This is a genomic window from Phenylobacterium sp. (genome assembly GCF_031181185.1).
Taxonomy (GTDB): Bacteria; Pseudomonadota; Alphaproteobacteria; order Caulobacterales; family Caulobacteraceae; genus Phenylobacterium.
The window spans coordinates 19,976-45,658 of the sequence record NZ_JAPSKZ010000005.1 but is presented as its reverse complement, the minus strand read 5'-3'; the positions used below and the strand labels follow the sequence as shown (position 1 = coordinate 45,658).

Below are 25,683 nucleotides of genomic sequence, written 5' to 3'. Positions count from 1 at the left end.
CCGAAGGCCGCCGCCAAGCCCGCCGCTGCGAAGAAGGCTCCGGCCGCCGCCAAGCCCGACGCCGCCAAGAAGCCGGCCGCGGCAAAGAAGCCGGCCGCCGCCAAGAAGCCGGCCGCCAAGCCTGCGGCCAAGCCGGCGGCGGTCGCCAAGGCTCCGGTCGCTCAGAAGCCCGCCGCCAAGAAGCCGGCGGCGAAGAAGGCTCCGGCCAAGAAGTAAGGCGGCTCAGGCCGCCGAACGCCTCAGGGCGACCAGCGCTTCCTCCAGGCAGGCGCGGTCGCCCGCGATGGCGATCTGGCCTCCGTTGGGTCCCACCGGCCGGCCGCGCCAGTCGGTGGTGAGCCCGCCCGCCCCTTCGATGACGGGGATGGCGGCGTCGATGTCCCACGCCTTGAGGCCCGCCTCGATCACCAGGTCCATCGTGCCCGCCGCCACCATGGCGTAGGCGTAGGCGTCACAGCCCAGCCGGGCCAGGCGGGCCGCTGCGCGCACCTGGGTCCAGGCGCCGAGCTCCGCCCCGCTGAAGCAGGCCTCGGGATCGGTCGTTGCGATGATGGCGTCGGTCAGCTTCGGGCAGGGCCGCACCTTCAGCGGCCGTTCGGCGCCCCGGGCCACCAGTCGCGAGCCTGCGGCCGATCCGAGATAGACCTCGTCGAGATAGGGCTGGCCGATCGAGCCCAGCACCGGCCTGCCCTGGTGTCGGAGGCCGATCAGCACGCACCAGAGCGGCAGGCCGGAGATGAAGGCGCGCGTGCCGTCCACCGGATCCAGGACCCAGACGAACTCGGCGTCGGGCCGATCCTCGCCGTACTCTTCGCCGATGACGCCGTGGTCCGGGTAACGCTTGGCGATGAGCGCCCGGATCGCCCGTTCGGCGCCGCGGTCCGCCTCGGTGACGGGGTCGAAGGCCTTGTAGCCGACGGCGCCGGCGACGCCCTTGTCAATCAGGCCGTGGTCGGCGCGGAATAGCGGCAGGATCGCGGCTGCGGCGGCGCGGTTCAACTCGAGCACGAAGGCGTCGAGTTCGGCGAGTAGGGCGGGGGACAGCGGCATGGCCCCCGCTTTAGCCTGAACTTGGCTCGCGCTTAACCCTGGGTCTCAACGTTCATCGCCTTGGCCAGCTCCAGCAGGCGCCGGCGCGGCCGCTCGCCCAGGGCGTAGTAGGCGCGGATCAGTTCGTGGGTCTCCTTGCGGGCGAAGACGTCGGTCTCTTCGCCGGCGGCCTCGTGGGCGCGGCGCTGAGCCTCCGAGAGGCCTTCATAGAAGTAGCTCACGGGGGCTTCCAGCACCTCGGCGAGCTGCCAGAGGCGGGCGGCCGACATGCGATTGGCTGCGCATTCGTACTTCTGGATCTGTTGGAAGCGCACGCCGCAGGCGCCCGCCAGTTCCTGCTGGGTCAGGCCCAGCAGCTTACGCCGACGCCGCAGCTTGCGGCCCAGGTGGAGGTCGATCTCGTCCATGGATTACGCCCGCACTTCATCCCCAGGCGTCCCGTATCGGGACCCCTTGAGCCTTCCCCGGCAAGTCGCGGGCCACTATGGAAGGGGCCATGGCCAAGCCCGCTTTCGCGCAAGACATCGCCTGGCGGCTGGAGGCCTTGGGCTTCGACGCCCTGGCTGGCTTGGCGCGCCTGTTCCCGATCGATGCGGTGTCCGGTTTTGGCGCCTGGCTGTTCCGGACGCTCGGCCCGCTGACCAGCGCCAGGCGGGTGGCCGAGCGCAACCTGCGCATCGCGTTTCCCGAAGCATCCGACGCCGAGATCGACCGGCTGATGGTGCTTCAGTGGGAGGAGCTGGGCCGCTGGATCGCCGAGTTCCCGATCCTCGACCGCATCGCCGCGGATCCGGAGCGGGTGACCGTCGAGAACGGCGAACGCCTGGGCGAGATCGCCGCGGGCGCGGGGCCCGTGGTGTTCATCTCGGGCCACTTCTCGGCGTTCGAGGTGATGGCGGCCGCGATCGTGCGCGCCGGTGTGCCGTGCCAGATCACCTATCGCGCGATGAACAATCCGCACGTCGACAGCCGCGTGCGGAAGAACCGCTTCCGCTACGGCGTCCGCCTGTTCGCGCCCAAGGGCCTGGAGGGCGCGCGGGAACTGATGCGCGCCCTGTCGCGGGGCGAGTCCGTGGCCCTGATGAACGACCAGAAGTTCAATGGCGGCGTCGCCGCGCCGCTGTTCGGCGTCATGGCCCACACGGCGCCGGGACCGTCCACCTTCGCGCTGCGGTTCGGCGTCCCGCTGCAGCCCATGAGCGTTCAGCGGGTCGGACCCGGCGCGCGCTTCAAGGTGATCGTGCACGAGCCGATCCGGCTCACGGACACCGGCGACCGCGACGCCGATATTGCCGCCGGCGTGGCGCGGGTGAACGCCTTCATCGAAGATCGCGTGCGCGCCCGGCCCCACGAGTGGTTCTGGGTCCACAAGCGCTGGCCGAACGAGGTCTACAAGCAGGCGCGCTAGGCGCCGTGGGTTTCCTTCCAGCGCTGCAGCGCCTCGGCCGGGCCGGCGTAGGCCTCCTGCAGTTCGGCGCTCCAGTAGCGCAGCTGCTCAAGCGGCACCTTCTGGCCGGTCACGGCGCAGATCACATAGCGGCCGGGCTTCAGCACGGCGAAGTCGCCGTCGCCGTAGTGGAGCTTGGCGATGTCGCCGGCGGCGAAGTCGCGGTCGTGGGCGTTCATGGCCGCCTATTTAGTCCTTTGCCGCGGCTCAGAACAGGTCGCCCTGCAGGGGCGCGTCGGCCTTGGGCTTCTTGGCGGTGGGCTTCGGGGTCGGTGGCGGCTGCGGCGCGGCGCCGGCCGCTCCGTCGATCACGGCCTGGCGCGTCGCGCCGTCGCCGAACTTGATCGCCACTTCCTCACCGCTCGCGAGCGCCGCGCCGGCGTGGACGATCGATCCGTCGGCGCGGGTGACGCGGGCGAAGCCGCGCTGCAGCGGCCGGTCCGGATCGACGCTGGCGTAAAGCTTGCCAAGGCCATCAAGTCGCTCGGAGAGCCGCTCCAGCCGGCGGTCCATGCAGGGGCGTAGCCGGGCGGACAGGGCCTCCAGCCGGTCCTTCTGCACAGCTTGGGGCCGTTGCAGCAGCAGCGGCGACAGGCGCGAGGCCACCCGAACCAGGTCGCGCTCGTGGGCGGCGGCGTTGCGCGCCAGTCCGGCGCCCAATCGGCCCGAGACGACGCCGAATCTCTGGGCGGCCAGTTCCACCAGGTCGGGCACGCGCTTCAGCGCGCGGTCGGCGTGCAGCACCCGACCGCGGCGGTCCTCGACCATCCGCCCGGCGCAGCGGTGGATGCGGGCGCCCAGATCGCCCACCAGGCCCTTCAGCTCGGCCAGCACCGGCGTCGCCATTTCCGCGGCCGCGGTGGGCGTGGGCGCCCGACGGTCCGAGACGAAGTCGATGAGGGTGGTGTCGGTCTCGTGGCCCACGGCGCTGATCAACGGGATCGTGCAGGCCGCGACCGTGCGCGCCAGCGTCTCGTCGTTGAACGGCCAGAGGTCCTCGACCGAGCCGCCGCCGCGGGCGACGATCAGCACATCGGGCCGCGGAACCGGGCCGTTCGGATCGAGGCCGCAGAAGCCCCGGATGGCCGCGCACACCTGGCCGGCGGCGGCGTCGCCCTGCACCACGACGGGCCAGACCACCACGTGGCACGGCCAGCGGTCGCGGATGCGGTGCAGGATGTCCCGGATCACGGCGCCGGTGGGGCTGGTGATCACGCCCACCACGGCCGGCGTCTCGGGCAAGCGCTTCTTCCGCTCGGGCGCAAAGAGGCCCTCGGCGTTCAGCTTGGCCTTCAGGCGCTCCAGCTGCGCCAGCAGCGCGCCGACGCCGGCGGCCTCCATCGTCTCGATGACGATCTGGTAGCGGGAGCCCTGCGGATAGGCGGTGATCTTGCCGGTCACCACCACCTCCAGCCCCTGCTCGGGCCGGACGGAGAGATTGCGGACCTGGCCCTTCCAGACGACGCCGTCGATGGCGGCCTTGTCGTCCTTGATGGTCAGATAGACGTGGCCGTTCGAATGGTGCGTGACCTTCGACAGCTCGCCCCGCAGCCGCACGAAGCCGTAGGCGTCCTCCAGCGTACGCTTGAGCGCGAACGCCAGCTCCGAGACGGAATAGGGCCGCGCGTTGCCGCCGGCGTCGGTTGCGGGAGCTGCTTCGCTCATGAGCCCAACTTAGTCACCGCCCGGCGGCGCCCCAAATGGAAAGGGGCGCGCCCTGGCGCCGCGGGCGATACACACCCTAAGCACCGGACACGCCCCCCATCCCCAACGGATCGGTCAGGCCGCTTTCGCGGATCTCGTCAGATGTAGCGGCGCAAGGAGCGGGCCAGCTCGGCGGCGCTCGACTTCTTCTTCACCTGGGCGGGCTGGTAGGCCACCTGGGCGTGTTCGCAGCAGTAGGGGCCGGTCTCGTCGGTGCGGCGGCCGCAGAAGGTGAAGCTGTCCAGGGCCGGGTCGCCGATCGGCCACTTGCACATGTGGGCGCCGAGGGTCAGCACCGTGGCCATGCCCGGCGCTTCGTCCACGTAGCGCACCGGCGACGGCGCGGGGGCCGCGGCCACCGGCTCGGCGATGCGGCGCGGGGCCGACGGGGCCGCCGTCGCGACGCGCGCCGGACGCGGCGCCTTGAAGACGGTCCGCTGCGGCTTCGAGGGCGTGGCCCGGCCCGAGAGGCCCAGGCGGTGCACCTTGCCGATCACCGCGTTGCGGGTCACGCCGCCCAGTTGTTTGGCGATCTGGCTGGCCGAGAGGCCGTCCAGCCAGAGCTTCTTCAGAAGTTCGACCCGTTCGTCGGTCCAGCCCATTACCGCCTCCCACCCAGAGGGTTCGCGGACGTCCCCACGCCCGCAGATTCAACATCTTGTGGCGCCCGGCTCTCTCGCCGCCCACCAACCACTATCAGTAGTAAACAACTCCTAAACGGCCACAATAGGCGCCCTACCGGTCATCCACAGGAACTAGATGTTGCGTGCGGGATGCGCGCGAATGTCGCGTACCTGGCGAGTTCCGGCCCCGCCCTTGCGATGGGCGGCGAGGCGGCGCACATCTGCGCCATGCGAGACCTGCCCGCCGACGCCGAAGTTGTCCTGCCGCCCCAGCCCCGCGCGTATCCCGGCGTAAACTGGGAGGGCCTGAAGACCCTCTACCTGCGCGAGGTCCGCCGGTTCATGAAGGTGGGCATGCAGACGCTGGCGGCGCCGGTGGTCACGGCGCTGCTCTACATGCTGGTGTTCGTGGTCGCCGTCGGCGGCGGCCGGCAGGTGCACGGCGTCGACTACGGGACCTTCGTGGCGCCGGGCCTGGTGATGATGCAGATCCTTTCCAACGCCTTCGCGAACTCGTCGTCGTCCCTGCTGCAGGCCAAGTTCAATGGGCTAATGGGCGACTTCCTGACCCCGCCGCTGACGCCTGCCGAGCACGTGGCGGGCTTCGGCGCCGGCGCGGCGACCCGCGGCGTCGTGGTGGGTGCGATCAGCCTGCTGGCGGTGCTGCCCTTCGCACGCCTGCCGCTCGCCCAGCCCTGGGCGATCCTCTACTTCGGCCTGGGCGCGGCCCTGATCATGGGGTTCGTGGGCATCATGGCCGGCCTCTGGAGCGAGAAGTTCGACCACATGGCTGCCGTGACGAACTTCGTCATCATGCCGATGACGTTCCTCTCGGGCACCTTCTACCTGGTGGAACGTCTGCCGGAGCCGTTCCGCACGGCCAGTCACTACAACCCGTTCTTCTACCTGATCGACGGCTTCCGCTACGGCTTCACCGGCCAGGCGGAGAGCAACCTGGTCGTCGGCGGCGTGATGACGGCCGTGCTGGTGCTGGTCCTCGGCTTCGCGTGCCTTCGGCTGTTCAGCGTCGGATACAAGATCAAGACCTAGGGGCGCTCAGCCCCGCAGCACCTGACCGGGCGTTACGCCCAACAGCCGGCGCATCCAGCGCGCGAGGTGGCTCTGGTGGGCGAAGCCGGTCTCCAGCGCCGCCTCGGCGATGCCCGCACGCCCGCTGAGCAGCAGGGCGCGGGCGCGGCAGACCCGCCGCTCCATCACATAGGCATGGACGGACTGGCCCATGGTGCGGCGGAACAGGGTGGTCAGGTGCGGCACGCTGATGCCCGTCACCTGCGCCAGCTCGGCCAGGGTGAGCTCTGCGTCGAGGTGTGTTTCCACGTAGTCCACGAACCGGCGCAGCTGCGGCTTGGACAGGATCTGCCGGCCGGGGACCCGCGGGCCCAGCTCATGCAGCAGGCGCGTCGCCAGGGCTACCGCCAGCCCGTCGGCATAGAGCCGGCTGGCGGGCTGCGGCGCGTCGAGCTCGTCGATCAAGGCGCGGACCAGATGGTCCACCAGCGCGTCGCGCGCGCCCAGCTTCGGCGCGAGATCCGCGCGCCCGCCTGGCGTCTCGAGCGCCTCGGCGGTGGAGGTCAGCAGCTCGGGCGACAGCCGGACCGAGACCATCTCCATGCGCGCGGCGTCCTCCCATGAGCCCTGGGCACCTGCGGGCACGACATCGAAGTCTCCCGGCCCCTGCACGCGCCGCTGTTTGACGCCCTCACAGGCGCACTCCGCCGGCACGCCCGGCGAGAGGTAGAACAGCAGGCGATGGTCATGGAACGGGGCGCCGGCGTGTAAGCCCGCGCTGGCCGTCAGCCGCCGCGCCGCGAGGCCGCCCCAATCGCGCGCTTCGCCATTCTCCAGGGTGGGGCTCGGTACGTCGGTGAACCGGAACGGGTAGGTCATCGGCAATTTCCGTCCGTCAGCCAGCGACCATTTCACGACGAAGTCAAAGCCCAAGGCCCATCGGACGTCCGGGCGTCATCCGAATGTGCTCTGGCGTGTCGGATCGTGCGCGACGCAGCGGAGGCGGCGATGCAGGCTGGATCTTCTACCGGAGAGCGCAAGAACGATGACCGTAAGCACTGCTGCGAGCCTCCATCCTCCAAAATCCCGCCAAGCCGCGCTGGCGAGCGTCGCGCTCGCAGGTCTGGCCGGTGGTGCGGTGGACTTCGTCTACGCCGGCGCTATCGGTCTCGCCACGGGCCGCACCGTCGAGCGCGTCTGGCAGAGCGTCGCGGCGGCGGTCATCGGCAAGCCGGCGTTCTCGATGGGCTGGACCTCCGCGACGTTGGGCATCGTCATCCATCTCGCCATCGCCACCGCCATGGCTGCGGCTTTCGCCATTGCCGCGGGGCGGCTGCCGGCGCTGTACCGCCGCCCCTGGACTTCAGGCGCCGTCTACGGGCTTGGGCTCTATGCGGTGATGTACGGCGTCGTGCTGCCGCTTCGGTGGCCCACGGTGTTCCCGAGGTGGGATGGCCTGACTTCGGTGTTTGATGTGCTCGCGCATATTGGCGTTGGGCTGGCGATCGTCTTCGTCCTTCGCGCCCGGACCCGCGCCGCTCCCTGAGCGGGCGGCCGCCAGCCGGAGCCCCGCCAACGGCTGAACAGCCCCGAAACCTCAGCGCGGCCACGCGCTGTTTCTTGAGCCCAACAGGAGCTCCCGCAGCCGGGCGGGGGCGGCGGCCCACAACGCCGCCCCAGTCCTTCCCCTCGCAAAACATTGACATCGCCCCATTCGAGGCGGAAAAGGCCAGGCCTTCCGGTCCCCGCAGCGAACGCGCGGGGACGCTTCCGTTTTGGAGGGCACCTTCGTTGACCGATAAGACCGCCGGCCAGACCGCCGCGCCCGTTCCCAGCGACCACATCATGGGCGTCTACGCGCGCGCCCCGCTGGCGTTCGAGCGAGGCGAGGGCTCGCGACTCTACACGGCCGACGGCGAGGCCTACCTCGACTGCATGGCTGGCATTGCGGTGACCGCGCTGGGCCACGGGCATCCCAAGCTCGTGCAGGCGGTGAAGGACCAGGCCGAGAAGCTCTGGCACACGTCCAACGTCTTCCGCATCCCGAACCAGGAGAAGCTGGCCGAGCTGCTGACGCGGCACACCTTCGCCGACGTCTGCTTCTTCACCAACTCGGGCGCCGAGGCCATCGAGTGCGCGATCAAGACCGCGCGCAAGCATCACTGGGCCAACGGCCAGCCTGAGCGCATCGACATCATCGGCTTCGACGGCTCGTTTCATGGCCGGACGATCGCCGCCATCTTCGCCGCCAACAATCCCAGCTACGTGGAGGGCTTCGGCCCGCCGCCGCCCGGCTTCATCGGCGCCAAGTTCGGAGACATCGAAGGCCTGAAGGCGCTGATGGGGCCGACCACGGCCGCCATCCTGCTCGAGCCCGTGCAGGGCGAAGGCGGGGCCCGTTCGTGGACCGAGGCGCAGCTCAAGGAGATCCGCCAGCTCTGCGACGAGACGGGCGTGCTCCTGATCTACGACGAGATTCAGTGCGGCCTGGGCCGGACCGGCAAGCTGTTCGCCTACGAGTGGGCCGACGGCGCGGCCAACCCCGACATCATGGCCGTGGCCAAGGCCCTGGGCGGCGGCTTCCCGGTCGGCGCCTGCCTGGCGACCGCCGAGGCGGCCAAGGGCATGACGCCGGGCTCGCACGGCTCCACCTACGGCGGCAATCCGCTGGCCATGGCCGTGGGCCTCGCCTCGGTGGAAGAACTGGTGAAGCCCGAGCTGTTGGCCCACGTGCGCGAGGTCGCCGGCTACTTCAGCCAGCAGCTCTCGGGCCTGAAGGATCGCTTCCCCGAGGTCGTCCTCGACATCCGGGGCAAGGGCCTGCTGATCGGCGTCAAGCTGGCGACGCCGAACCGCGAGTTCATGCAGCACGCGCGCGACGAAAAGCTTCTGATCGCCGGGGGCGGCGACAACTGCGTGCGCCTGCTGCCCCCGTTGACGCTGTCGCTCGAGGAGGCCCGCGAAGCGATCGCCAAGCTGGAGCGCGCCTGCGAGACGGCGCGGGCCAAGGCCAAGGCGGCCGCGGCGTGAGCGCCCAGGCTCCCCGGCACTTCCTCGACCTCTGGAAGCTGGACGGCGCGGACATCCGCGCCATCCTCGAGGACGCCAAGGCCCGCAAGGCGGCTCGGAAGGGCTGGCCGAAGGGCAGAGCCGACGCCGACCGACCGGGCGATGGCCGCACGCTGGCGATGATCTTTGAGAAGAACTCCACGCGGACGCGCTTCTCGTTCGACGCGGCCATGCGCCAGCTGGGCGGCGATGTGATCATCTCCAACGCCGTGGACATGCAGCTCGGGCGCGGCGAGCCGATCGAGGACACCGCCCGCGTGCTCTCGCGCATGGTCGATGCGGTGATGATCCGCGCCAACGTCCACGAGGACATCGAGCGTTTCGCGCTCGCCTCGTCGGTCCCGGTGATCAACGGCCTGTCCGACCGGAGCCACCCCTGCCAGATCCTGGCCGACCTGATGACCTTCGAGGAGCATCGCGGCCCTGTGGAGGGCAAGACCATCGCCTGGGTGGGCGACGGCAACAACGTCTGCGCCAGCTTCATCCACGCCGCGCCCAAGCTGGGCTACCGGCTGCGGATCGCGACGCCGGCCATCTACCACCCCGACCTGGTGGACCTCGCGCGCGCGGCCGAACAGCAGGGGCTCGTCGAGACCACCGATGATCCGCGGGAGGCCGTCGCCGGCGCCCACTGCGTGGTGACCGACACCTGGGTCTCGATGGGCGACACCGACCACGACGAGCGTTTCGACGCCCTCGAGCCCTATCAGGTCGACGAGGCCTTGATGGACGAGGCCGATCCGCACGCGGTGTTCCTCCACTGCCTGCCCGCCCACCGTGGGGAAGAGGTGACGGACGCGGTCATTGACGGTCCGCAGAGCCTCATCTGGGACGAGGCCGAGAACCGGCTGCACGCCCAGAAGTCGATCCTGGCCTGGTGCTTCGGCGCGATCTGATTTGCGCCGCGGTCGCTGCGGCGGCTAGCCTCGCTACCTGATCGGGGGATCCATGAAGTTCGCCGTCTATCTGGCGGGCGCCTTCGCGCTCGTCGCTGCCCAGGCCCACGCCCAGACGGCGGAGGAGCTGGACGTCGTCTTCCAGCGGTTCTCCAGCGCCACTGCGGGCTGCGCCATCGGCATTGAGCGACCGGGCCAGGCGCCGCTCACCCGCGCCTGGGGCATGGCCGACCTGGAACACGGCGTCGCCAACACGCCGGAGACGGTGTTCGAGTCCGGGTCGGTGGCCAAGCAGTTCACCGCCGCCGCCATCCTGCTCCTCGCCCGCGACGGCAAGCTCCAGCTGGGAGACGACGTCCGCAAGTACGTCCCCGAGCTCTGGACCTATCCGACCCCCGTCAGCATCGAGCAGCTGTTGAACCACACCAGCGGCCTGCGCGACTGGGGCGACGTGGCCCAACTGGCCGGCTGGCCCCGCACGACGCGCGCCTACACCAACGAGGAGGCGCTCTCGATCGCCTTCCGCCAGCGGGCGCTGAACTACACGCCCGGGGCGGAGTACTCCTACACCAACACCGGCTACATCCTGGCCGCCGAGGTGGTGCGGCGGGTCAGCGGCCAGACGCTGGCCCAGTTCAGTCAGGAGCGGATCTTCAAGCCACTGGGCATGAGCCGAACCCAGTGGCGCGACGACTTCCGCCGCGTCGTGAAGGGGCGCGCGGTCGCCTACCGCGCCGGTCCCTTCCAGGAGATGCCTTTCGAGAGCACCTACGGCCACGGCGGCCTGCTGACGACCGTCTCGGACCTGCTGACGTGGCAGCGCGCGCTGGTCGAGGATCGCCTGGCGCCCGGGCTTTACGCCGAGATGCAGGTCCAGGCCGTGCTCACGGGCGGGCGCAGGGTTCCCTATGCGCGGGGGGTCGTAGTCGACGCGCGTCATGGCATGAAGGAGGTCTCGCACTCCGGCGCCACCGCAGCCTATCGCACCTGGCTCGCGTATTATCCGGAACGGCGCCTCTCGGTGGCGGTGCTCTGCAACACGTCCGAGGCTGAGTCCGTCGCGCTCGGCCGCCGCGCCGCAGACCTGCACCTGACCCCTTCAGTGGAGCCGTCGCCGGTCGGCGCCGCCATTCCGGCTGCGGAGCTTGACGTCCGGCCCGGGGTCTATCTGGACGAGCGCACCGGCCAGGTGGGCCGCATCGTCCGCGACGGCGGCGTGCTGCGTCTCAGCGGGGGGCCGCTAATCTACGCCGAGCGCGAGGCGCGCTACCTGATCGGCTCGGACGTCATCGTCTTCACGCCCGAGGGCTACGAGCGGCGGACGCCGGCCGGCGATGTCTTCCGCTTCCGCCGCCTCACCTCCCATGCCCACACGCCCGCCGAGCTCGCCGCGGCCGCCGGCACGTTCGCCAGCGACGAGGCCCAGGCCACGCTCCGCCTCAGCTACTGGCAGGGCCGCCTGGTGCTGCAGCCGGCCGACCGGCCGAGCTACCGTCAGACCTTGGAGGCGCTGGCCCGCGACACCTTCCTGATCCAAGGCGGCGTCGTGCGCCTGGTCCGCAACGCCCAGGGCCAGGTGGAGGCTCTGCGTTTCACCACCGGCCGTGTCCGCGACCTCCGCTTCCGGCGGACGCGGTAGCGCGAACAAATCGCCGCGCTCGAAAACGGGCCGGCGCATCCTATATTGGCGCCCATGTCCAATCCTCCCGTTCCCGACGACCTGGTCGGCGCCTTCCAGATCGAAGGCGAACCCGTGCGCGGCCGCGTGGCGCGGCTCGGGCCCGCGATCGACGAGATCCTGCGCGGCCACAACTATCCCGAGCCCGTCGCCAACCTGCTGGGCGAGGCCTGCGCGCTCGCGTCGCTCGTGGGCTCGAACCTGAAGTTCGACGGCCGGCTCATCGTCGAGGCCCGCGGCTCGGGCGCCGTGCGCTACCTCGTGGCGGACTACGACACCTCAGGCGGTCTGCGCGGCTACTGCCGGTTCGATCCTGACGAGGTCGAGGCGGCCTCGCAGGGCTTCCAGCGCCCCGGCGCGCGCAGCTTGCTCGGCGACGGCGTATTCATCATGACGGTCGACCAAGGTGCGGACATGGATCGCTACCAAGGCATCACCGCGATCGAGGGCGAGACCCTGGCCCTGTGCGCGGAGCAATACTTCGCCCAATCCGAACAGACCCCGACCCGCGTCCGCCTGGCCGTGGGGCAGGCCGATGGCGCCTACCGCGCCGGCGGCTTCCTCATCCAGTACATCGCCGAGGACGAGGCGCGCGGCTCCACGATCGAAGCTTGGGATCGCAGCCAGGCGCTGTTCGAGACCCTCGGTGAGGACGAACTGCTGGACACCCAGCTCAACTCGAACACCCTCCTGTGGCGGCTCTTCCACGAGGACGGCGTGCGCGTGTTCGGCTCGAAGATGCTGCGCGCCTTCTGCCGCTGCTCGCAGTCGCGCATCGAGACCGTGCTCAAGTCGTTCCCGGCGGAGGACCGGGCCGACATGGTCGAACCTGACGGCAAGATCCACGTCACCTGCGAATACTGCAGCCGCGTCTACGCCGTCGAGCCGGCGGCCCTTGAAGCAGTCGCTTGAATTCACGGGGCGGTGAAATAACGCTGTGATCCCGGGCCTGGCGGGCGTATGATGCGCGCGTCAGGCCGAGGGGATCGCCATGCCCGCCACGTCCTTCGAACCCGCCCAGCCGCCGCGCCGGGCCACGCCGTTGCCGATCTGGCGCATGTTCACCGGCGAGTACGCGACCAACATGCTGCTGGGCTGGGACGATCCGGCCTTCGACGACCTCTACAGGTACCGGCGCATCGTCACCCTGCCGTACCACGTGGTCGCCGATCCCGACGCGATCGGCCGGATCTTCCTCGACAACGTCGACAACTACCCGAAACCGCCCCTGGTGCTGCGGATGCTGTCGCCGGTGCTGCGCGAGAGCCTGTTCACCGCCCATGGCGCCGACTGGAAGGACCAGCGCCGGCTGATGGCGCCGATCTTCACGCCGCATGCGGTGGCCCAGTTCGCGCCAATCTTCGCCCAAGTGGCCCGGAAGGCCGCCGACCGTTGGGCGAACGCGGACCGCATCGACGTCTCGGACGAGGCGACCCGCGCCACCTTCGAGGTCATCTCGCGGGCGCTGTTCTCGGGTGATGCGGCGCTCGGCTCCGACGAGGCCGGCGAGCACATCCTCGCCGTCCTTACCGCCCTGGGCGAATACCGGCTGGGCGTGATCTTCGGCATGCCGTGGCTGGACCAGTCAAAGGTGGCGCGCCGCGGTCGCGTCAGCCAGCGCCACCTGCGCCGCGAGCTCAAGGACTTCATCCGCCGCCGGCAAGGCGATCCTGCGCCGCCGCAGGACTTCATGGGCCGGCTCATCGAGGCCTTCTCGGCCCAGCATCCGCCGGACCGGGCGGCCGCGCTGATCCTCGACAACGCCCTGCTGTTCTTCGTCGCCGGCCACGAGACGACCTCGAACGCGGTGACTTGGAGCCTGTACTGCCTGGGCGGCGAGCCCAACGTGCAGGAGCGCGCGGCCCACGAGGCGCAGGCTGCGCTGGCCGCCGGCGTCTCGCCAGCGGAGACGGTCGCGCGCTTGCCCTACCTGCGACAGGTTCTGGAGGAGGCCATGCGTCTCTATCCGTCGGTGCCCCGGATCGACCGCGTGGCCCTCGCCGACGACGAGCTCTGCGGCCACCGCATCCGCAAGGGCGACATGGTCTCGGTCTGGCCTTGGCAGGTGCATCGTCACCGCCAGCTCTGGGCGAACCCCGACCGGTTCGACCCGGAGAATTTCTCGGCCGACGCGAAGGCGCGGCGCCACCGCTTCCAGTACCTGCCGTTCGGCGCAGGGCCGCGCGTCTGCATCGGGGCGACGTTCGCCCTGAACGAGGGCCTGCTGATCCTCGCGGAATGGCTGGCGCGCTACCGCTTCCGGCTCGATCCTGAGCATGTGGTCGCGCCGCCCGCCTCGGTCACCCTGCGGCCGAAGGGCGGACTGCCGATGCTGATCGAGCCCCGCGAACGTGTCGGCCGGCGGGCCGCCTAGGCCGCATCCAGCGCGCGGCTCACGTCGCGCACTAGGTCGCCGGCGCCTTCCAGGCCGACGCTCATCCGCACCCAGCCCTGCGTAAGGCCGATGGCCTCGCGTTCGGCCTCGGGCATCGAACGATGGGTGGTCGTGGACGGGTGCGTGGCCATGGACTTGGCGTCGCCCAGGTTGTTCGAGATGTCGACGATCTGTAGCGCGTCCAGGAAGCGCCAGGCGGCGTCGCGGCTGCCGAGGTCGAAGGCGATGACGTTGCCGCCGCCGCTCATCTGCCGGGCGATCACCGCCGCCTGCGGGTGGTCGGGCCGGCCGCAGTAGACCACCTGCCGAGCCTTGGCGTGGGCGGCGATCGCCTCAGCCACCTTGCCGGCGTTCTCGGTCTGGCGCCGGACGCGCAGGTCCAGGGTCTCCAGACCCTTCAGCAGCACCCAGGCGTTGAACGGCGACAGCGCCGGCCCCGTGTGCCGGTGCATATCCTTGTAGGCCTCAGTCAGCAGGTCCGTCTTTCCGAGGATCGCGCCGCCCAGCACCCGGCCCTGGCCGTCGATGTGCTTGGTGGCCGAGTAGACCACCACGTCGGCGCCCAGCGTCAGCGGCTTCTGGAAGACCGGCGTGGCGAAGACGTTGTCCACCACCAGCTTGGCGCCGGCGTCTCGCGCCACCTGTGCGACGGCGGCGATGTCGGTCACCTCCAGCAGCGGGTTCGCCGGGCTTTCCACCAGGAAGGCCTTCGTGTTCGGCCGGACCGCGTTCTTCCAGGCCCCGATGTCCGTAGCGTCGACATAGGTCGTCTCGACCCCGAACCTCGGCATCCATTCCGACAGGATCCAGCGGCACGAGCCGAAGAGGGCGCGGCCAGCCACGATGTGGTCGCCGGCCCTGACCAGGCCCATCAGCGCCAGCTGCACGGCGGCCATGCCCGATGCGGTCGCCTTGCAGGCCTCGGCGCCTTCGATCAGCGCCAGCCGCTGCTCGAACATCTCAGTCGTGGGGTTGCCGAAGCGCTGGTAGATGAAGCCCGGCGCCTCGCCGGCGAACCGGGCGTCCGCGCTGCCGGCGCTGTCGTAAGAAAAGCTCTGCGTGAGGAACAGCGCTTCCGAGATCTCGCCGTGCTCGGTGCGCATCAGGCCGCCGCGCACTGCTTGGGTTTCGATCTCCCAATCCCGCGGGTCTTCCGCCATGGCGGCCTCCATCACTTACAGAAAAGCTGCGGTGAGGAACGCCGTCCCGCCGGCGGGGTCAAGGGCCGGTTGGCGCGGAGCGGCGCCATCGCGCTTGCCACGGCGCCGTTCTCGGCTAAGTCTTCGCCGCCCATGAGCGAAACGAACCGCCCGGGCATCCTGCCCTGCCAATCCATCGAGAGCCTGATCGCCAACGGCGCGATCGCCTCCGAGACCCCCTTCGACGCCGACCAGGTCCAGCCGGCCAGCCTGGACCTGCGGCTTGGCGGCCGCGCCTGGCGCGTGCGGGCCTCGTTCCTGCCCGGCCGCAGCACGGTGCGCGAGCGCATCCGCGAGGTGGCCATGCACGAGCTGGACCTCACCAAGGGGGCGGTGCTCGAGCGAGGCTGCGTCTACATCGCCGAGCTGCAGGAGCGGCTGACCCTGCCGCCGGGCGTGTCGGCCCGCGCGAATCCCAAGAGCTCGACGGGCCGGGTCGACGTCTTCGTCCGCCTGCTCACCGATGCCGGCGGCGCCTTCGATGACGTGTCCGAGGGCTACGCCGGTCCCACCTACATCGAGATCGCGCCGCAGACCTTCTCCGTGCTGGTTCGCTCGGGTACGCGGTTGAACCAGCTGCGCCTGAAGCGGGGCGTCCCCGAGCGCCTGCGGATCGAGAGCGTGGGCGTGGACCTCACCGGCGAGATCGCTGGCTTCCGCGGCCGTCGTCATGCCGGCGTCGTCGATCTCGACCACGAGGACGGGCATGACCCGCGCGACTACTGGGAGCCTCTGATCCCGCGCAATGGTCAGCTTCTGCTCGATCCGGGCGAGTTCTACATTCTGGCGTCCAAGGAGGCGGTGGAGATCCCCGTCCTCGAGGCCGCCGAGATGACGCCCATCGATCCGTCGGTCGGCGAGTTCCGCGTTCACTACGCCGGCTTCTTCGATCCCGGCTTCGGCACCGACGAGGCGCATGGCAAGGGCTCGAAAGGCGTGCTCGAGGTGCGCAGCCACGAGACGCCATTCATCCTGGAGGACGGCCAGACCGTGGCCCGCCTCGTCTACGAGCCGCTGACGGACCGTCCCACCCGGCTCTACGGCGACCTCGGGTCGCATTACCAGCGCCAGGGTCTAAAGCTATCCAAGCACTTCAAGGTTTGGGGCGAGTAGGCGGCCGGAGAGTTCCGCCGGCGCCTAGATCGGGGGGATCTTGGGCTGGGTGCGTCGCGCCGCGGGGTTCGCGGCTGCGTTCTTCCTGGGGGTAGGAGCGGCGGGAGCGGCGGGGGCCGCTCCCGCGCTCTGGAAGGTCGCCGACGCTGATTCCGAAATCTATCTGTTCGGCACGCTGCATGCCTTGAGTCCGGCGGCCAAGTGGCGGACGCCGGCCTACGACGCCGCCTACGCCCGGGCCGAGACCGTCTGGTTCGAGGCCGACATGGGCGGCGCCGACCCCGCGCGGATCATGTCCATCCTCCAGCGCTACGGCGTCGATCCCGAGCGGCGGCTGTCTCAGAAGCTCGCTCCGGCCGACCTGCAGGCGCTGTCCAGGCATGCCGACCTCGCCCGGATCGACCACCTCCGGCCTTGGGCCGCGGCGATGATGCTTTCGATGCAGCCCGTAGCCAGTCGAGGCGCCACCCTGGACGCAGGCGCCGACCTTTCGATGACCCGAGCGACCCGTGCGGGCGGCAAGCGCCTGCGCGCCTTCGAGACGCTCGAGGATCAGGCGCGCATGTTCGCGAGCCTGCCCGAGCCGGCCGAGGTCAAGTACCTGACGAACGTGATCCGCGAGCGCGGCCAGCCGCGGCTGCCGCTCCCCAGCCTGCTTCAGAAGCCGGACCTGGAATCCGCCTGGCTCGCCGGCGACCTCGCTCGCCTGGGGCCCGGTTTGGTCGGCGAGATGAAGCTGACCAATCCGGCCTTCTACGAGGCGTTGCTGAAACGTCGGAACGTCGCCTGGGCTCAAGCGCTGGCCGAGGCGATGGACGGCGCCGGCGTCGACCTCGTGAACGTGGGCGCCCTTCACCTCGTCGGCGACGACGGCCTTCCGGCGCTGATGGCGGCGCGCGGCTTCACCGTCACACGCGTCCAGTAGCAAGCACACACGACATTCTGTCCAGGATGCTTGACAGCTCTGGGCTGTCATGTTTCCTTGTCATAGAGACAAAGGAGCTTGCCAATGTGGAAACCTCGCACGCGCAGCCCGGTACTGATCCTCGCGGGCGTCGGGGCGCTGGCCGCCATCGCGGGCCTCCTGATCGGGCGCGCCGAGGACGTTGAAGCGCTCCGCGAGTATCGGGGGCTCATCCTGCTCGCGTCGCTGATCCCGGCGCTGTGGCTGACGTGGCTCTACTGGCGCCGGATCGACGAGGCGGCCCGCGACGCCCAGAAGACCGCCTGGTTCTGGGGCGGCAGCGCCGGGCTGGGGGTGGGCTTCGCCGCCTCGATGTACGTCGCCGTTCGCGACCCGACTTTCCTGGGTCTTCTGCCGCCGAACGCGACGCCGGCCGAGCTCGTCCACGCCGGAGCCTTCGGCGTGGTGATCGCCCAGTTCGCCGGCTTCCTCCTCGCCTGGGCCTTCTGGTGGTGGAGCAAGCGATGAGCGACTTCGCCGCCAACCTGGCCCTTGTGGTCGCCGCCTTGATCGTCGGCCTGTTCTGCGCAGGCTTCGCCGCCGCTCAGATCGTCGCGCCGCAGACGCTGATCGCGGGGTTCCTCTCGTGAAGAACCGCCTCAAGGTGCTCCGCGCCGAGCGCGACTGGAGCCAGGGCGACCTCGCCGAACGGCTGGGGGTCTCGCGCCAGAGCGTCAACGCCATCGAGACCGGCAAGTACGATCCCAGCCTGCCGCTCGCTTTCAAGATCGCCCGCGTCTTCGGCTTGTCGATCGAGGACATCTTCCACGACGAGGATGCCTGAAACGGCGCGCCCGAGACCTAGAAGGACTTCCAAGATGATCTCCAAGCTCTTCCGGCTCGCCCGCCGGACCCTGGCGGCAGCCTGCGCGCTGATCGCCCTCGCCGCGGCCGCACCTGCCGCGGCCGAGCCGGCGCTGTGGGTCCTGAACGACGAGGACTCCACCATCTATCTGTTCGGCACGGTCCATGTGCTGCGGCCCGGCGCGCAGTGGCGCTCCGCCAAGATCGACCGCGCGCTGGGCGAGAGTTCGGAACTGGTGCTCGAGGTGGTCGGCATGGACGATCCGCAGGCGCTCGCGCCTCTCCTGAAGGCCTATGGCGTCGATCCCGGGGCGTCCCTGTCCGCGAAGCTCGACGACGACGATCGGCGGAAACTCGCCGCCGCAGCCCAGACGGTGGGCCTGCCGCCGGCAGCGCTGGAGCCCATGCGCCCCTGGCTGGCGGCGCTCACGCTGACGATGGCGCCCATCGTGAAGGCCGGCTACGACCCGCAGTCCGGCGTCGAACTGGTGCTGACCGCCGAGGCCAAGAAGGCCGGCCGTCAGATCACGGCGCTGGAGACCGCGGAGCAGCAGATCCGTTTTTTCGCGGACATGCCGGAGGAGACGCAGAAGGCTTTCCTGTCGGCCACCCTCGACGACGTGGAGGACGGCGCCGCCCAGCTCGACCGCATGGTGGAGGCGTGGCGCAGCGGCGACCTCGCCGCCCTCGAAGCCGCGTTCGTCGAGGAGACCCGCCGCGACTACCCGGCCCTGTACCAAGTAGCCGTCATCGAGCGGAACCGCGCCTGGGCCGACCAGCTCAAAGCCAAGCTCGCCGGCTCGGGCGTGAGCTTCGTCGCCGTGGGCGCCGGCCACCTCGTGGGCCCCGACAGCGTCCAGGCCGAGCTCGCCAAACGCGGCCTCAAGGTCGAGCGCCGCTAGTCCAGCGCGCCGGCGGCCTCGCAGAACGCCGCGAGGTCGTCCGCATCGTGGTAGATCGAAAGCCCGATCCGCAGGACGTCGTCGCGGACATCGACGATGACGTCCCGCTCCATAAGAGCCTGCTTCCAGGCCAGCGCCCTCGGATGCCGCAGCGCCAGGAAGCGGGCCTGCGGCCCGTCTCCCGGCGGGTTCACCGGAACGGCCTGTGCAAGGGCCCCGGCCTCGCCTGCGGCGATCATCGCCAGCAGTCGGGTCTGCAGTTCGGTCGCGTGCGCCGCGACCGCCGCCGTGTTCAGCCCCTCGGCTTCCAGCATTTGGCCCGCCGCCACGAAGCGGTAGAGGCCTGACGGGTCGAAGGTGGCGCCCAGGAAGCGGCCGGCGTCGCGCGTGTAGCCGATCCCGCCCGGCGGCCCCTCCAGATCGCCGAACTCGGCGTACCAGCCGGACAGCGCCGGCCGCGGACCGAACCCCGGCGGTGCGTGCAGGAAGGCGGCGCCTTCGCCGGCCATGGCGTACTTGTAGCCTCCGGCCATATAGAACATCCGGTCGGCGACCTCGGACAGGTCGGTCGGAACGGCGCGGAAGCCGTGATAGCCGTCGACGACTACCCACGGTCCCTGCGGCCTCGCGAGCTCGGCCAGCTCCCACACGCGGTCGAACACCAGGCCCGTCTTGAAGAAGACGTGACTCACGAAGATCAGGTCGAAGTCGCCGCTCCGGGCGCTTGCGAGGAAGAGCTCGACGAAATTCGGCGACTCGCTGTCGATCAGCGTCAGCTCGATCTCGCCGGCTTCGGCCCAGCGCTGCGCCTGCCGCCGGAACGAGTGGAACTCCCCGTCGGTCGACATGACCCGAAGCGGACGCGTCTCGAAGGCGGATCTCAGCACCGTCAGCAGCGTGTGGGTGTTCGGCGCGAACACCACCGTTTCGGGCGAGGGGAGGCCGAGCTCGCGCGCGACCAGCGCCTGGGCTGCCGGATAGATCTCGCCCAGCGCCTTGTCCCACTTGCGGTCGGCGAGGGCCGCGGCGTCCTGCCAGGCCTCGAGCTGGGCGTCGAAGGTGACGTCCGGCCACAGGTGATGGCTGTGGGCCGCCAGGTGCAGCCGGCAGGGCGCCGCGGCCAGCGCACGGGAGAAGAGGTCCTTCCGCGCTTTCACAGCTTGGTCCTCAGGCTCCAAAGCTCGGGGAAGCAGCGCCGCTGCAGCGTTCGGGCCAGGTAGCCGACCCCGTCGGTGCCGCCGGTGCCCGGGCGGCCGCCGATGATCCGCTCGACCGTCAGCACGTGCTTGTGCCGCCAGGTGACGAGGGCGTCGTCCAGATCCACGAGCTTCTCGGCCAGTTGGTAGAGCTCCCAGTAGCGCTTCGTGTCGCGATACACCTCGAGCCACGCGGCCTCCACGGCTGGCGAGGGCTCGTAGGGCGCGGAGAAATCCCGGTGCAGCACCGCATCGGGGACGGCCAGCCCATGCTTGGGCAGCTGTGCGATAGCCACGTCGTACAGGCTGGGCTGTTCGAGGGCCGCCTTGAGCTGGGCCAGCGCCTCGGGGCGTTCAGCGTGGAACCGCAGGAAGCTCTCGTCCTTCAGTCCCAGCAGATATTCCAGGGTGCGGAACTGGTGGGACTGGAAGCCTGAGCTGGTCCCCAGGCTCTCGCGGAAGCTCAGGTAGTCGGCGGGCGTCATCGTCGCCAGCACGTCCCAGGATAGGGTCATGATGGTCTGGATGCGCGACACCCGGGCCAGGGCCTTGTAGGCCGGTTCGACGTCGCCCGCGGCCACCAGCCGCTTGGCCAGGCCGACCTCGTGGATGATCTCCTTGAGCCATAGCTCCTTGGCCTGGTGGATGACGATGAACAGGGTTTCGTCGTGACGGTCGCTGAGCGGCCTCTGGCAGGCGAGCAACTCGTCGAGCGCCAGGTAGCGCGCATAAGTCATGGGTTCGGACATGGCGGGGAACCTAGGCCGAACCGTGCGCCTGAAGAAGCGTCGCCTGTTCACAGCGCTCGTGCCACAGTCCCTCCGATGCTCCGCAACCCCGCCGCGGTCGCCGTCCTGCTCTTCGCCGCTGAGGCGCACGCTCAGCCCAACGTCGGGAGGCCGCCGGCCGCGCTGTTTTCGAGCATCGTCCAGGATCCTCTCACCGGAGAGCGGGACGGCCTTTCGGTGGACATTCGCGCCGCCGGTTGGGCCGAGGTGCTGATCTGCCAGGGCGAATGCCGCGTGGCGGTCTCCGGCCCCATCCGTTGGGAGCGCGGTGAGGTGGCGTTCCACACCATCGAGCCGCTGATCGACGTCACCGGTGGGCGGGATTTCCAGATCCGAACCGACTTCCGCGGGCGCGTCGTCGGCGATGACCTGGAGATCGTCCAGATCGAGCCGCCGATCATGCCGCCTCAGAAGCTCACGCGTCGGCGACGCTGACGCCAGCCTTGCCCGGGGCTGGCAAGACGGCTATCGGGGGAGCGCCTCTCCGGAGCGCCGCGGGTGTAGTTCAGAGGTAGAACGTCAGCTTCCCAAGCTGAATGTCAGGGGTTCGATTCCCCTCACCCGCTCCAGTCTCGCCCCACCTTCTTGCGACGGACACCGGATTCGGTGCGACGGATCCTGCTTTGACGGGCGACCAACGCTGCTAGGCTGGCGTTGGGAATTTCGAAGCTCGGGAATGGGAGTTCCGTTCCTGCGCCGTACTTTGCGGGTCGCCTGACGTTGCGTGTGCTTGTTGTCGACGACGAACCGCTGGCCGCGGACTGGCTGGCGCGCTGCCTTCGTGATCTGCCGGGCGTGGAGTTGGTCGGCGTCGCGGCCGACGGCGACGAGGCCGTGGAGCGGATCGCATCGGCGCGCCCCGACCTGGTGCTGCTCGACATCCAGATGCCCGGGCGCAGCGGCCTGGCCGTCGCGCGCGCCATCGACCGGGGGGAAGGGCCCGAGGTCGTCTTCGTCACCGCCTTCGCCGAACATGCGCCCGAGGCCTTCGAACTCGAGGCGGTCGACTATCTTCTGAAGCCGGTCCAGGTGGACCGCCTCGCCGAAGCTGTCCGACGCGCGCGCCGCAGACGCGAGATGCTGGACGCCTACGAGAAGATCGAGCGCGACGCGGCGGCTCGCCCGACGGCGGAGAAGGCTGGCTACGACGAGGAGCTGTGGATCCGGCGCCGCGACGGCTATGTGCGGGTGCGGGTGGATCAGATCCGCCGCATCGAAGCCGCACGCGACTACGCCCTCATCCATACGGCGACCAAGACCTACATCCTCCGGGCTACCATGACCGAACTGGCCGAGCGGCTGGATCCGGCCAAGCTGCTTCGCGTCCATCGCTCGGCATTCGTGCGCCCGGACGCGGTGGCGCGGGTCGAGCGTTCAGGGCGCAACGTCATGCGCCTGCACACAGAAGACGGCGCGGCGGTCGAGGTCGGGGTGAGCTACGTCAAGCGCGTCACCGAGGCCCTCGGGCTGGACTGATCGCTCTCCAGCTGCGGCGCCGTTCGCCGCATGCCCCGGCACATTCGTCGCAAAGCGCCACCGTAAGAGCCGCAGCGCTGCCAGGTTCCAGCCAGGGAGCGGCGCCGCAGAGGCGTCGCCTGGGGATTTGCGAGCGCGGGCCGCGAAGACGGCCGCCTCCGCAGGGCTGGAGTGCAAACACGTGAAAAGTTCGACGATCCGGGGCCGCCTGCTGGCCTCGACGCTGTATGCCAGCGCGAGCGCGCTGGCGCTGGCCGTTCCGGCGCTGCTGCCGACCGCCGCAACGGCGCAGGACTATACCTCGGGTAATCTGTCGGGCCGCGTGGAGACCGCGGACGGCGCGCCTGTCGCTGGCGCCACGGTCACGGTGGTTTCCGGGCAGGGGGTCTCGCGCGAGGCGACCACCGACGCCAACGGCCGCTATCAGATCAACGCTCTGCCGGTGGGGCCCTACGCCGCCACCATCAGCAGCCCCGCCGGTTCGCTGTCGAACCAGCGGATCAGCGTCCAGCCCGGCGGCTCGTCGTTCAACTTCACCCTGGGCGGCGGCGGCACCGTGGACGAACTGGTGGTCACCGGCGCCCGCCAGACGCGCGACTTCGCGCGCACCGACATCGGGCAGGTGATCGACGTCCAGGAACTGGCCCAGCAGGTGCCGATCGGCCGCTCGATCGCAAACGTGGCCCTGCTCGCCCCCGGCGTGTCGCGTCCCGACGCGACCATCGCGGCCAGCTCGCGGCGCAACCAGTCGACGCTGGTGGTCGGCGGCACCTCGGCGGCCGAAAGCGTCTACTACATCAACGGCCTGAACGTCACCGACGTGCGGCACCTCCTCGGGTACGCGGACCTGCCATTCGACGCTCTCCAGTCGATCGACGTGAAGACCGGCGGCTATCAGGCCGAGTTCGGCCGCGCGACCGGCGGCGTGGTCAACATCGTCACCCGGTCGGGGTCCAACGAATGGCACGGCGGCGCGACCGTCGCCTACACGCCGAAGAGCCTGGCGACCAACGTGCCGGACGCCTATTCGGCCGGCGGCGTCGGCGTCTCTGGCGCGCGCGTCTACAACAACGCCGCCAGCTACGAGGCGCTCGACACTTCGGTCTATCTGAGCGGCCCGCTCCTGAAGGACCGGCTGTTCTTCTTCGGCCTCTACAATCACCGCAAGACCGAAGAGTACTTCGGCGTGACCTCGCTGGGCCTCACCGGCGAGAACCTCTACCGCGGCACGCAGCAGCATACGAAGAGCGACAGCCCGCGCTGGCTGGCCAAGTTCGACCTGAACATCACGGACCGTCAGCGGCTCGAGGCGACCCTGTTCTCGGACGAGGCCCAGAACGAGCAGCGGTTCTTCGACTTCGACGCGCGCCGCGGGATCATCGGCGAGGGCCTCGGCTATACGGAGAACGCCGGCGGCTTCAACCAGATCTACAAGTACACCGGAGCGTTCACCGACTGGTTCACGCTCTCGGCCCTCTACGGCGAGGTGAAGTCCGATCAGCAGGATGAGGGTGATCTGGTGGGCGTGCCGCGCATCCGTGACCGCCGCACCACCACCACCGTGTTCCTGACCCCGGCCAACGTGGCCGCGGCGCTGCAGCCCACCGGCCTCGACACCCGCAAGACCTATCGGGTGGACGCGGACTTCTACGCCAACTTCTTCGGCTCGCACCACATCCGCGTGGGTTATGACCGCGAGGACCTCGTGTCCACCGACACGCACGGGTACAACGGCGGCGTGGTCATGGACATCTTCGACCGGGTGATCCCGGGCACGTCCCTGCCGCGCGCGGTTTACGCCCAGAGCACCTACCTGGGTTCAGCCGGCGAGTTCGACGCCGAGCAGAGCGCCGCCTACATCCAGGACTCCTGGGACGTCACCGACACCCTGACGATCCAGGCGGGCCTCCGTCTCGACACCTACAACTACAAGAACCGGGACGGCGACAGCTACATCAAGCTCGATAACCAGCTGGCGCCGCGCCTCGGCTTCACCTGGGACCCGCGCGGCGAGGGGCGCGACAAGGTCTATGGCTCGTTTGGCCGCTACTACCTGCCGATCGCCACGAACACCTCGATCCGGGCGGTCTCGGGCGAGGACTTCCGCATCACCTACCGGCGAGTGACGGTGAACCCCGACGGCAGCATCGCGCGGGACGCGAACGGCATCCCGATCCTCGGCGAGCGCCTGCAGCCCGACGCGATCCTCTCTCAGGCTACGCCGCCCAATCCGGGTTCGATCGTCAGCCAGAACATCAAGCCGATGTACGAGGAGGAGTTCATCCTCGGCTACGAGCATGAATTCGACGGCGGCATGTTCGACGGCTGGCGGGCCGGCCTGCGCTACGTGCGCCGCAACCTGGCCTCGACGATCGAGGATACCGACCTCGGTCACGGCGCCGTGCTGGACCGCTACTGCGCCCGCACCAACGACGCGGGTTGCGCGGTCGTCGATGGCGCGACGGCTAACGACCGCTTCTCCGGCCACTACGTGATGTTCAACCCCGGCCGCGAGATGCGGATCATGCTGGACCTGCTGGGCGGCCCGGCCGGCACGAACCTGCGCGAGATCACCTTCACCGAAGAGGACCTCGGCTTCTCCAAGGCCAAGCGGAAGTACGACGCGCTGGAGTTCACCTTCGAGCGTCCGTTCGACGGCCGCTGGGCGCTGCAGGGCTCGTACGTCTGGGCGAAGTCAAAGGGCAACTACGAAGGCGCGGTGAAGTCCGACACCGGGCAGACCGACGCCTCGATCACCCAGGACTTCGACGCCTTCTTCCTCGAAGACGGCGCCTATGGCTACCTGCCGAACGATCACCGTCATACCTTCAAGCTGTACGGCTTCGTGCAGGCGACCGAGCGGCTGCGGATCGGCGCGAACTTCTACGCCCAGTCGGGCCGCCCCTACGGATGCATCGGCTACCACCCCGATGACCCGACCCCCGGCAACTCGCCGTCGGCCTGGTATTGCAACATCAACGGCACGCGCACTCTGACGCCGCGCGGCTCCGCCGGCCGCACGGGCTGGGTCACCAACACCGACCTGAACGTCACCTGGGACATCGTCCAGGAGCGCGAGGGCTTCGGATCGGTCAGCGCCGCCGTCGACGTGTTCAACCTGTTCGACGAGAAGAACGTCACCCGCGTCGTCGAGCAGGGCGAGACGGGCGGCGCGCCGGGGCTGGCGGTGCCATCCTACGGCCTGCCGCGCTCGTACCAGACGCCGCGCAGCGTTCGGTTCACCCTGCGCTACGCCTTCTAGGCTAGCTAGGGCGAAAGGGAGGGCCGCTCGCCCCGAAGGCGGCCCTCCCACTTTCGCGACGAATGCGCGCGTTCGGCGACGAGCGGCC

The 25,683-nt window shown here is 69.8% G+C and carries 27 protein-coding genes and 1 tRNA gene; 19 read left to right on the top strand and 9 right to left on the bottom strand.

Features of this window, described 5'->3' with window-relative positions:
* On the top strand, positions 1 to 216 hold a 216-nt coding region (locus RIF93_RS01280; protein WP_309087648.1), incomplete at its 5' end, for a hypothetical protein.
* Between the two features lie 6 nt (positions 217 to 222).
* Here RIF93_RS01280 and hisN read toward each other — a convergent pair.
* Both hisN and RIF93_RS01270 read right to left on the bottom strand, forming a co-directional pair.
* The gene (gene hisN, locus RIF93_RS01275; protein ID WP_309087647.1) at positions 223 to 1,050 is read right to left on the bottom strand and encodes a histidinol-phosphatase; all 828 of its coding nucleotides are present in this window, start codon (positions 1,048 to 1,050) and stop codon (positions 223 to 225) included.
* A gap of 32 nt (positions 1,051 to 1,082) precedes the next feature.
* A complete protein-coding gene (locus RIF93_RS01270; protein ID WP_309087645.1) occupies positions 1,083 to 1,457 on the bottom strand; it encodes a helix-turn-helix transcriptional regulator in 375 nt (124 codons plus the stop codon).
* Between the two features lie 89 nt (positions 1,458 to 1,546).
* Here RIF93_RS01270 and RIF93_RS01265 point away from each other — a divergent pair, with 89 nt between their 5' ends.
* Positions 1,547 to 2,458, top strand: a complete 912-nt coding sequence (locus RIF93_RS01265) for a lysophospholipid acyltransferase family protein (RefSeq protein WP_309087643.1) — start codon at positions 1,547 to 1,549, stop codon at positions 2,456 to 2,458.
* On the opposite strand, the gene RIF93_RS01260 is transcribed toward RIF93_RS01265, so the two are convergent.
* The 3 genes from RIF93_RS01260 to RIF93_RS01250 form a co-directional block, all read right to left on the bottom strand.
* Positions 2,455 to 2,676 carry a DUF2093 domain-containing protein gene (locus tag RIF93_RS01260; protein ID WP_309087641.1) on the bottom strand — a complete coding sequence of 74 codons (222 nt, stop codon included), beginning with the start codon at positions 2,674 to 2,676 and terminating at the stop codon, positions 2,455 to 2,457. The two genes, RIF93_RS01265 and RIF93_RS01260, sit on opposite strands and share 4 nt — an antisense overlap.
* A 28-nt stretch (positions 2,677 to 2,704) precedes the next feature.
* Positions 2,705 to 4,162: an exodeoxyribonuclease VII large subunit gene (gene xseA / locus RIF93_RS01255; protein WP_309087639.1), complete on the bottom strand. Its 1,458-nt coding sequence runs from the start codon at positions 4,160 to 4,162 to the stop codon at positions 2,705 to 2,707.
* Between the two features lie 137 nt (positions 4,163 to 4,299).
* Complete coding sequence (locus RIF93_RS01250) at positions 4,300 to 4,803, bottom strand: GcrA family cell cycle regulator (protein WP_309087637.1); 504 nt, start codon at positions 4,801 to 4,803, stop codon at positions 4,300 to 4,302.
* 249 nt (positions 4,804 to 5,052) lie between these two features.
* Between RIF93_RS01250 and RIF93_RS01245 the strand changes: the two genes are divergently transcribed.
* Positions 5,053 to 5,874 carry an ABC transporter permease gene (locus RIF93_RS01245; RefSeq protein WP_309087654.1) on the top strand — a complete coding sequence of 274 codons (822 nt, stop codon included), beginning with the start codon at positions 5,053 to 5,055 and terminating at the stop codon, positions 5,872 to 5,874.
* Positions 5,875 to 5,880: 6 nt separating this feature from the next.
* Here RIF93_RS01245 and RIF93_RS01240 read toward each other — a convergent pair whose 3' ends face one another.
* On the bottom strand, positions 5,881 to 6,732 hold the full coding sequence (locus RIF93_RS01240) for an AraC family transcriptional regulator (RefSeq protein WP_309087635.1): 852 nt from the start codon (positions 6,730 to 6,732) through the stop codon (positions 5,881 to 5,883).
* 166 nt (positions 6,733 to 6,898) lie between these two features.
* On the opposite strand from RIF93_RS01240, the gene RIF93_RS01235 reads away from it, so the two are divergent.
* The 6 genes from RIF93_RS01235 (at position 6,899) to RIF93_RS01210 (ending at position 13,870) form a co-directional block, all read left to right on the top strand.
* Positions 6,899 to 7,399 (top strand): hypothetical protein, encoded by a 501-nt coding sequence (locus tag RIF93_RS01235; protein WP_309087633.1) that lies wholly within the window; start codon positions 6,899 to 6,901, stop codon positions 7,397 to 7,399.
* A 299-nt stretch (positions 7,400 to 7,698) separates the two neighbouring features.
* On the top strand, positions 7,699 to 8,883 hold the full coding sequence (locus RIF93_RS01230) for an aspartate aminotransferase family protein (RefSeq protein WP_309087652.1): 1,185 nt from the start codon (positions 7,699 to 7,701) through the stop codon (positions 8,881 to 8,883).
* Complete coding sequence (gene argF / locus RIF93_RS01225; RefSeq protein WP_309087631.1) at positions 8,880 to 9,818, top strand: ornithine carbamoyltransferase; 939 nt, start codon at positions 8,880 to 8,882, stop codon at positions 9,816 to 9,818. Before RIF93_RS01230 ends, argF begins: the two co-directional genes overlap by 4 nt.
* 52 nt (positions 9,819 to 9,870) lie before the next feature.
* Positions 9,871 to 11,457, top strand: a complete 1,587-nt coding sequence (locus RIF93_RS01220; RefSeq protein WP_309087629.1) for a serine hydrolase domain-containing protein — start codon at positions 9,871 to 9,873, stop codon at positions 11,455 to 11,457.
* A gap of 54 nt (positions 11,458 to 11,511) precedes the next feature.
* Positions 11,512 to 12,408 (top strand): Hsp33 family molecular chaperone, encoded by an 897-nt coding sequence (locus RIF93_RS01215; protein ID WP_309087627.1) that lies wholly within the window; start codon positions 11,512 to 11,514, stop codon positions 12,406 to 12,408.
* 79 nt (positions 12,409 to 12,487) lie between these two features.
* Positions 12,488 to 13,870, top strand: a complete 1,383-nt coding sequence (locus tag RIF93_RS01210; protein ID WP_309087625.1) for a cytochrome P450 — start codon at positions 12,488 to 12,490, stop codon at positions 13,868 to 13,870.
* Here the strand turns inward: RIF93_RS01210 and metZ are convergent.
* Entirely contained in the window at positions 13,867 to 15,051 is a 1,185-nt protein-coding gene (gene metZ, locus RIF93_RS01205; protein ID WP_309087623.1) for an O-succinylhomoserine sulfhydrylase, read from the bottom strand. The two genes, RIF93_RS01210 and metZ, sit on opposite strands and share 4 nt — an antisense overlap.
* Positions 15,052 to 15,183: 132 nt before the next feature.
* Between metZ and RIF93_RS01200 the strand changes: the two genes are divergently transcribed.
* The 6 genes from RIF93_RS01200 (at position 15,184) to RIF93_RS01175 (ending at position 18,873) form a co-directional block, all read left to right on the top strand.
* On the top strand, positions 15,184 to 16,203 hold the full coding sequence (locus tag RIF93_RS01200) for a 2'-deoxycytidine 5'-triphosphate deaminase (protein ID WP_309087622.1): 1,020 nt from the start codon (positions 15,184 to 15,186) through the stop codon (positions 16,201 to 16,203).
* Positions 16,204 to 16,252: 49 nt separating this feature from the next.
* Positions 16,253 to 17,128, top strand: coding sequence for a TraB/GumN family protein (locus RIF93_RS01195; RefSeq protein ID WP_309087620.1), 876 nt, complete (start codon positions 16,253 to 16,255; stop codon positions 17,126 to 17,128).
* A gap of 84 nt (positions 17,129 to 17,212) precedes the next feature.
* A complete protein-coding gene (locus RIF93_RS01190; protein WP_309087618.1) occupies positions 17,213 to 17,635 on the top strand; it encodes a hypothetical protein in 423 nt (140 codons plus the stop codon).
* A complete protein-coding gene (locus tag RIF93_RS01185) occupies positions 17,632 to 17,757 on the top strand; it encodes a hypothetical protein (RefSeq protein WP_309087616.1) in 126 nt (41 codons plus the stop codon). Before RIF93_RS01190 ends, RIF93_RS01185 begins: the two co-directional genes overlap by 4 nt.
* Positions 17,754 to 17,951 carry a helix-turn-helix transcriptional regulator gene (locus tag RIF93_RS01180; protein WP_309087614.1) on the top strand — a complete coding sequence of 66 codons (198 nt, stop codon included), beginning with the start codon at positions 17,754 to 17,756 and terminating at the stop codon, positions 17,949 to 17,951. The genes RIF93_RS01185 and RIF93_RS01180 overlap by 4 nt, the downstream gene beginning before the upstream one ends.
* A 34-nt stretch (positions 17,952 to 17,985) precedes the next feature.
* Positions 17,986 to 18,873 (top strand): TraB/GumN family protein, encoded by an 888-nt coding sequence (locus RIF93_RS01175; RefSeq protein WP_309087612.1) that lies wholly within the window; start codon positions 17,986 to 17,988, stop codon positions 18,871 to 18,873.
* Here RIF93_RS01175 and RIF93_RS01170 read toward each other — a convergent pair.
* Positions 18,870 to 20,051 (bottom strand): aminotransferase class V-fold PLP-dependent enzyme, encoded by a 1,182-nt coding sequence (locus RIF93_RS01170; RefSeq protein ID WP_309087610.1) that lies wholly within the window; start codon positions 20,049 to 20,051, stop codon positions 18,870 to 18,872. The two genes, RIF93_RS01175 and RIF93_RS01170, sit on opposite strands and share 4 nt — an antisense overlap.
* Complete coding sequence (locus tag RIF93_RS01165) at positions 20,027 to 20,818, bottom strand: tryptophan 2,3-dioxygenase (RefSeq protein ID WP_309087608.1); 792 nt, start codon at positions 20,816 to 20,818, stop codon at positions 20,027 to 20,029. The genes RIF93_RS01170 and RIF93_RS01165 overlap by 25 nt, the downstream gene beginning before the upstream one ends.
* A 75-nt stretch (positions 20,819 to 20,893) precedes the next feature.
* Here RIF93_RS01165 and RIF93_RS01160 point away from each other — a divergent pair, with 75 nt between their 5' ends.
* The 4 genes from RIF93_RS01160 to RIF93_RS01145 all read left to right on the top strand — a co-directional run bounded on the left by RIF93_RS01160 (position 20,894) and on the right by RIF93_RS01145 (position 25,595).
* A complete protein-coding gene (locus RIF93_RS01160) occupies positions 20,894 to 21,292 on the top strand; it encodes a hypothetical protein (protein WP_309087606.1) in 399 nt (132 codons plus the stop codon).
* A gap of 59 nt (positions 21,293 to 21,351) precedes the next feature.
* Positions 21,352 to 21,426 (top strand) — tRNA-Gly (locus tag RIF93_RS01155).
* 157 nt (positions 21,427 to 21,583) lie between these two features.
* On the top strand, positions 21,584 to 22,333 hold the full coding sequence (locus RIF93_RS01150) for a LytTR family DNA-binding domain-containing protein (protein ID WP_309087650.1): 750 nt from the start codon (positions 21,584 to 21,586) through the stop codon (positions 22,331 to 22,333).
* Positions 22,334 to 22,514: 181 nt separating this feature from the next.
* Positions 22,515 to 25,595 carry a TonB-dependent receptor gene (locus RIF93_RS01145; RefSeq protein WP_309087604.1) on the top strand — a complete coding sequence of 1,027 codons (3,081 nt, stop codon included), beginning with the start codon at positions 22,515 to 22,517 and terminating at the stop codon, positions 25,593 to 25,595.
* The last annotated feature ends 88 nt before the right edge of the window (positions 25,596 to 25,683 follow it).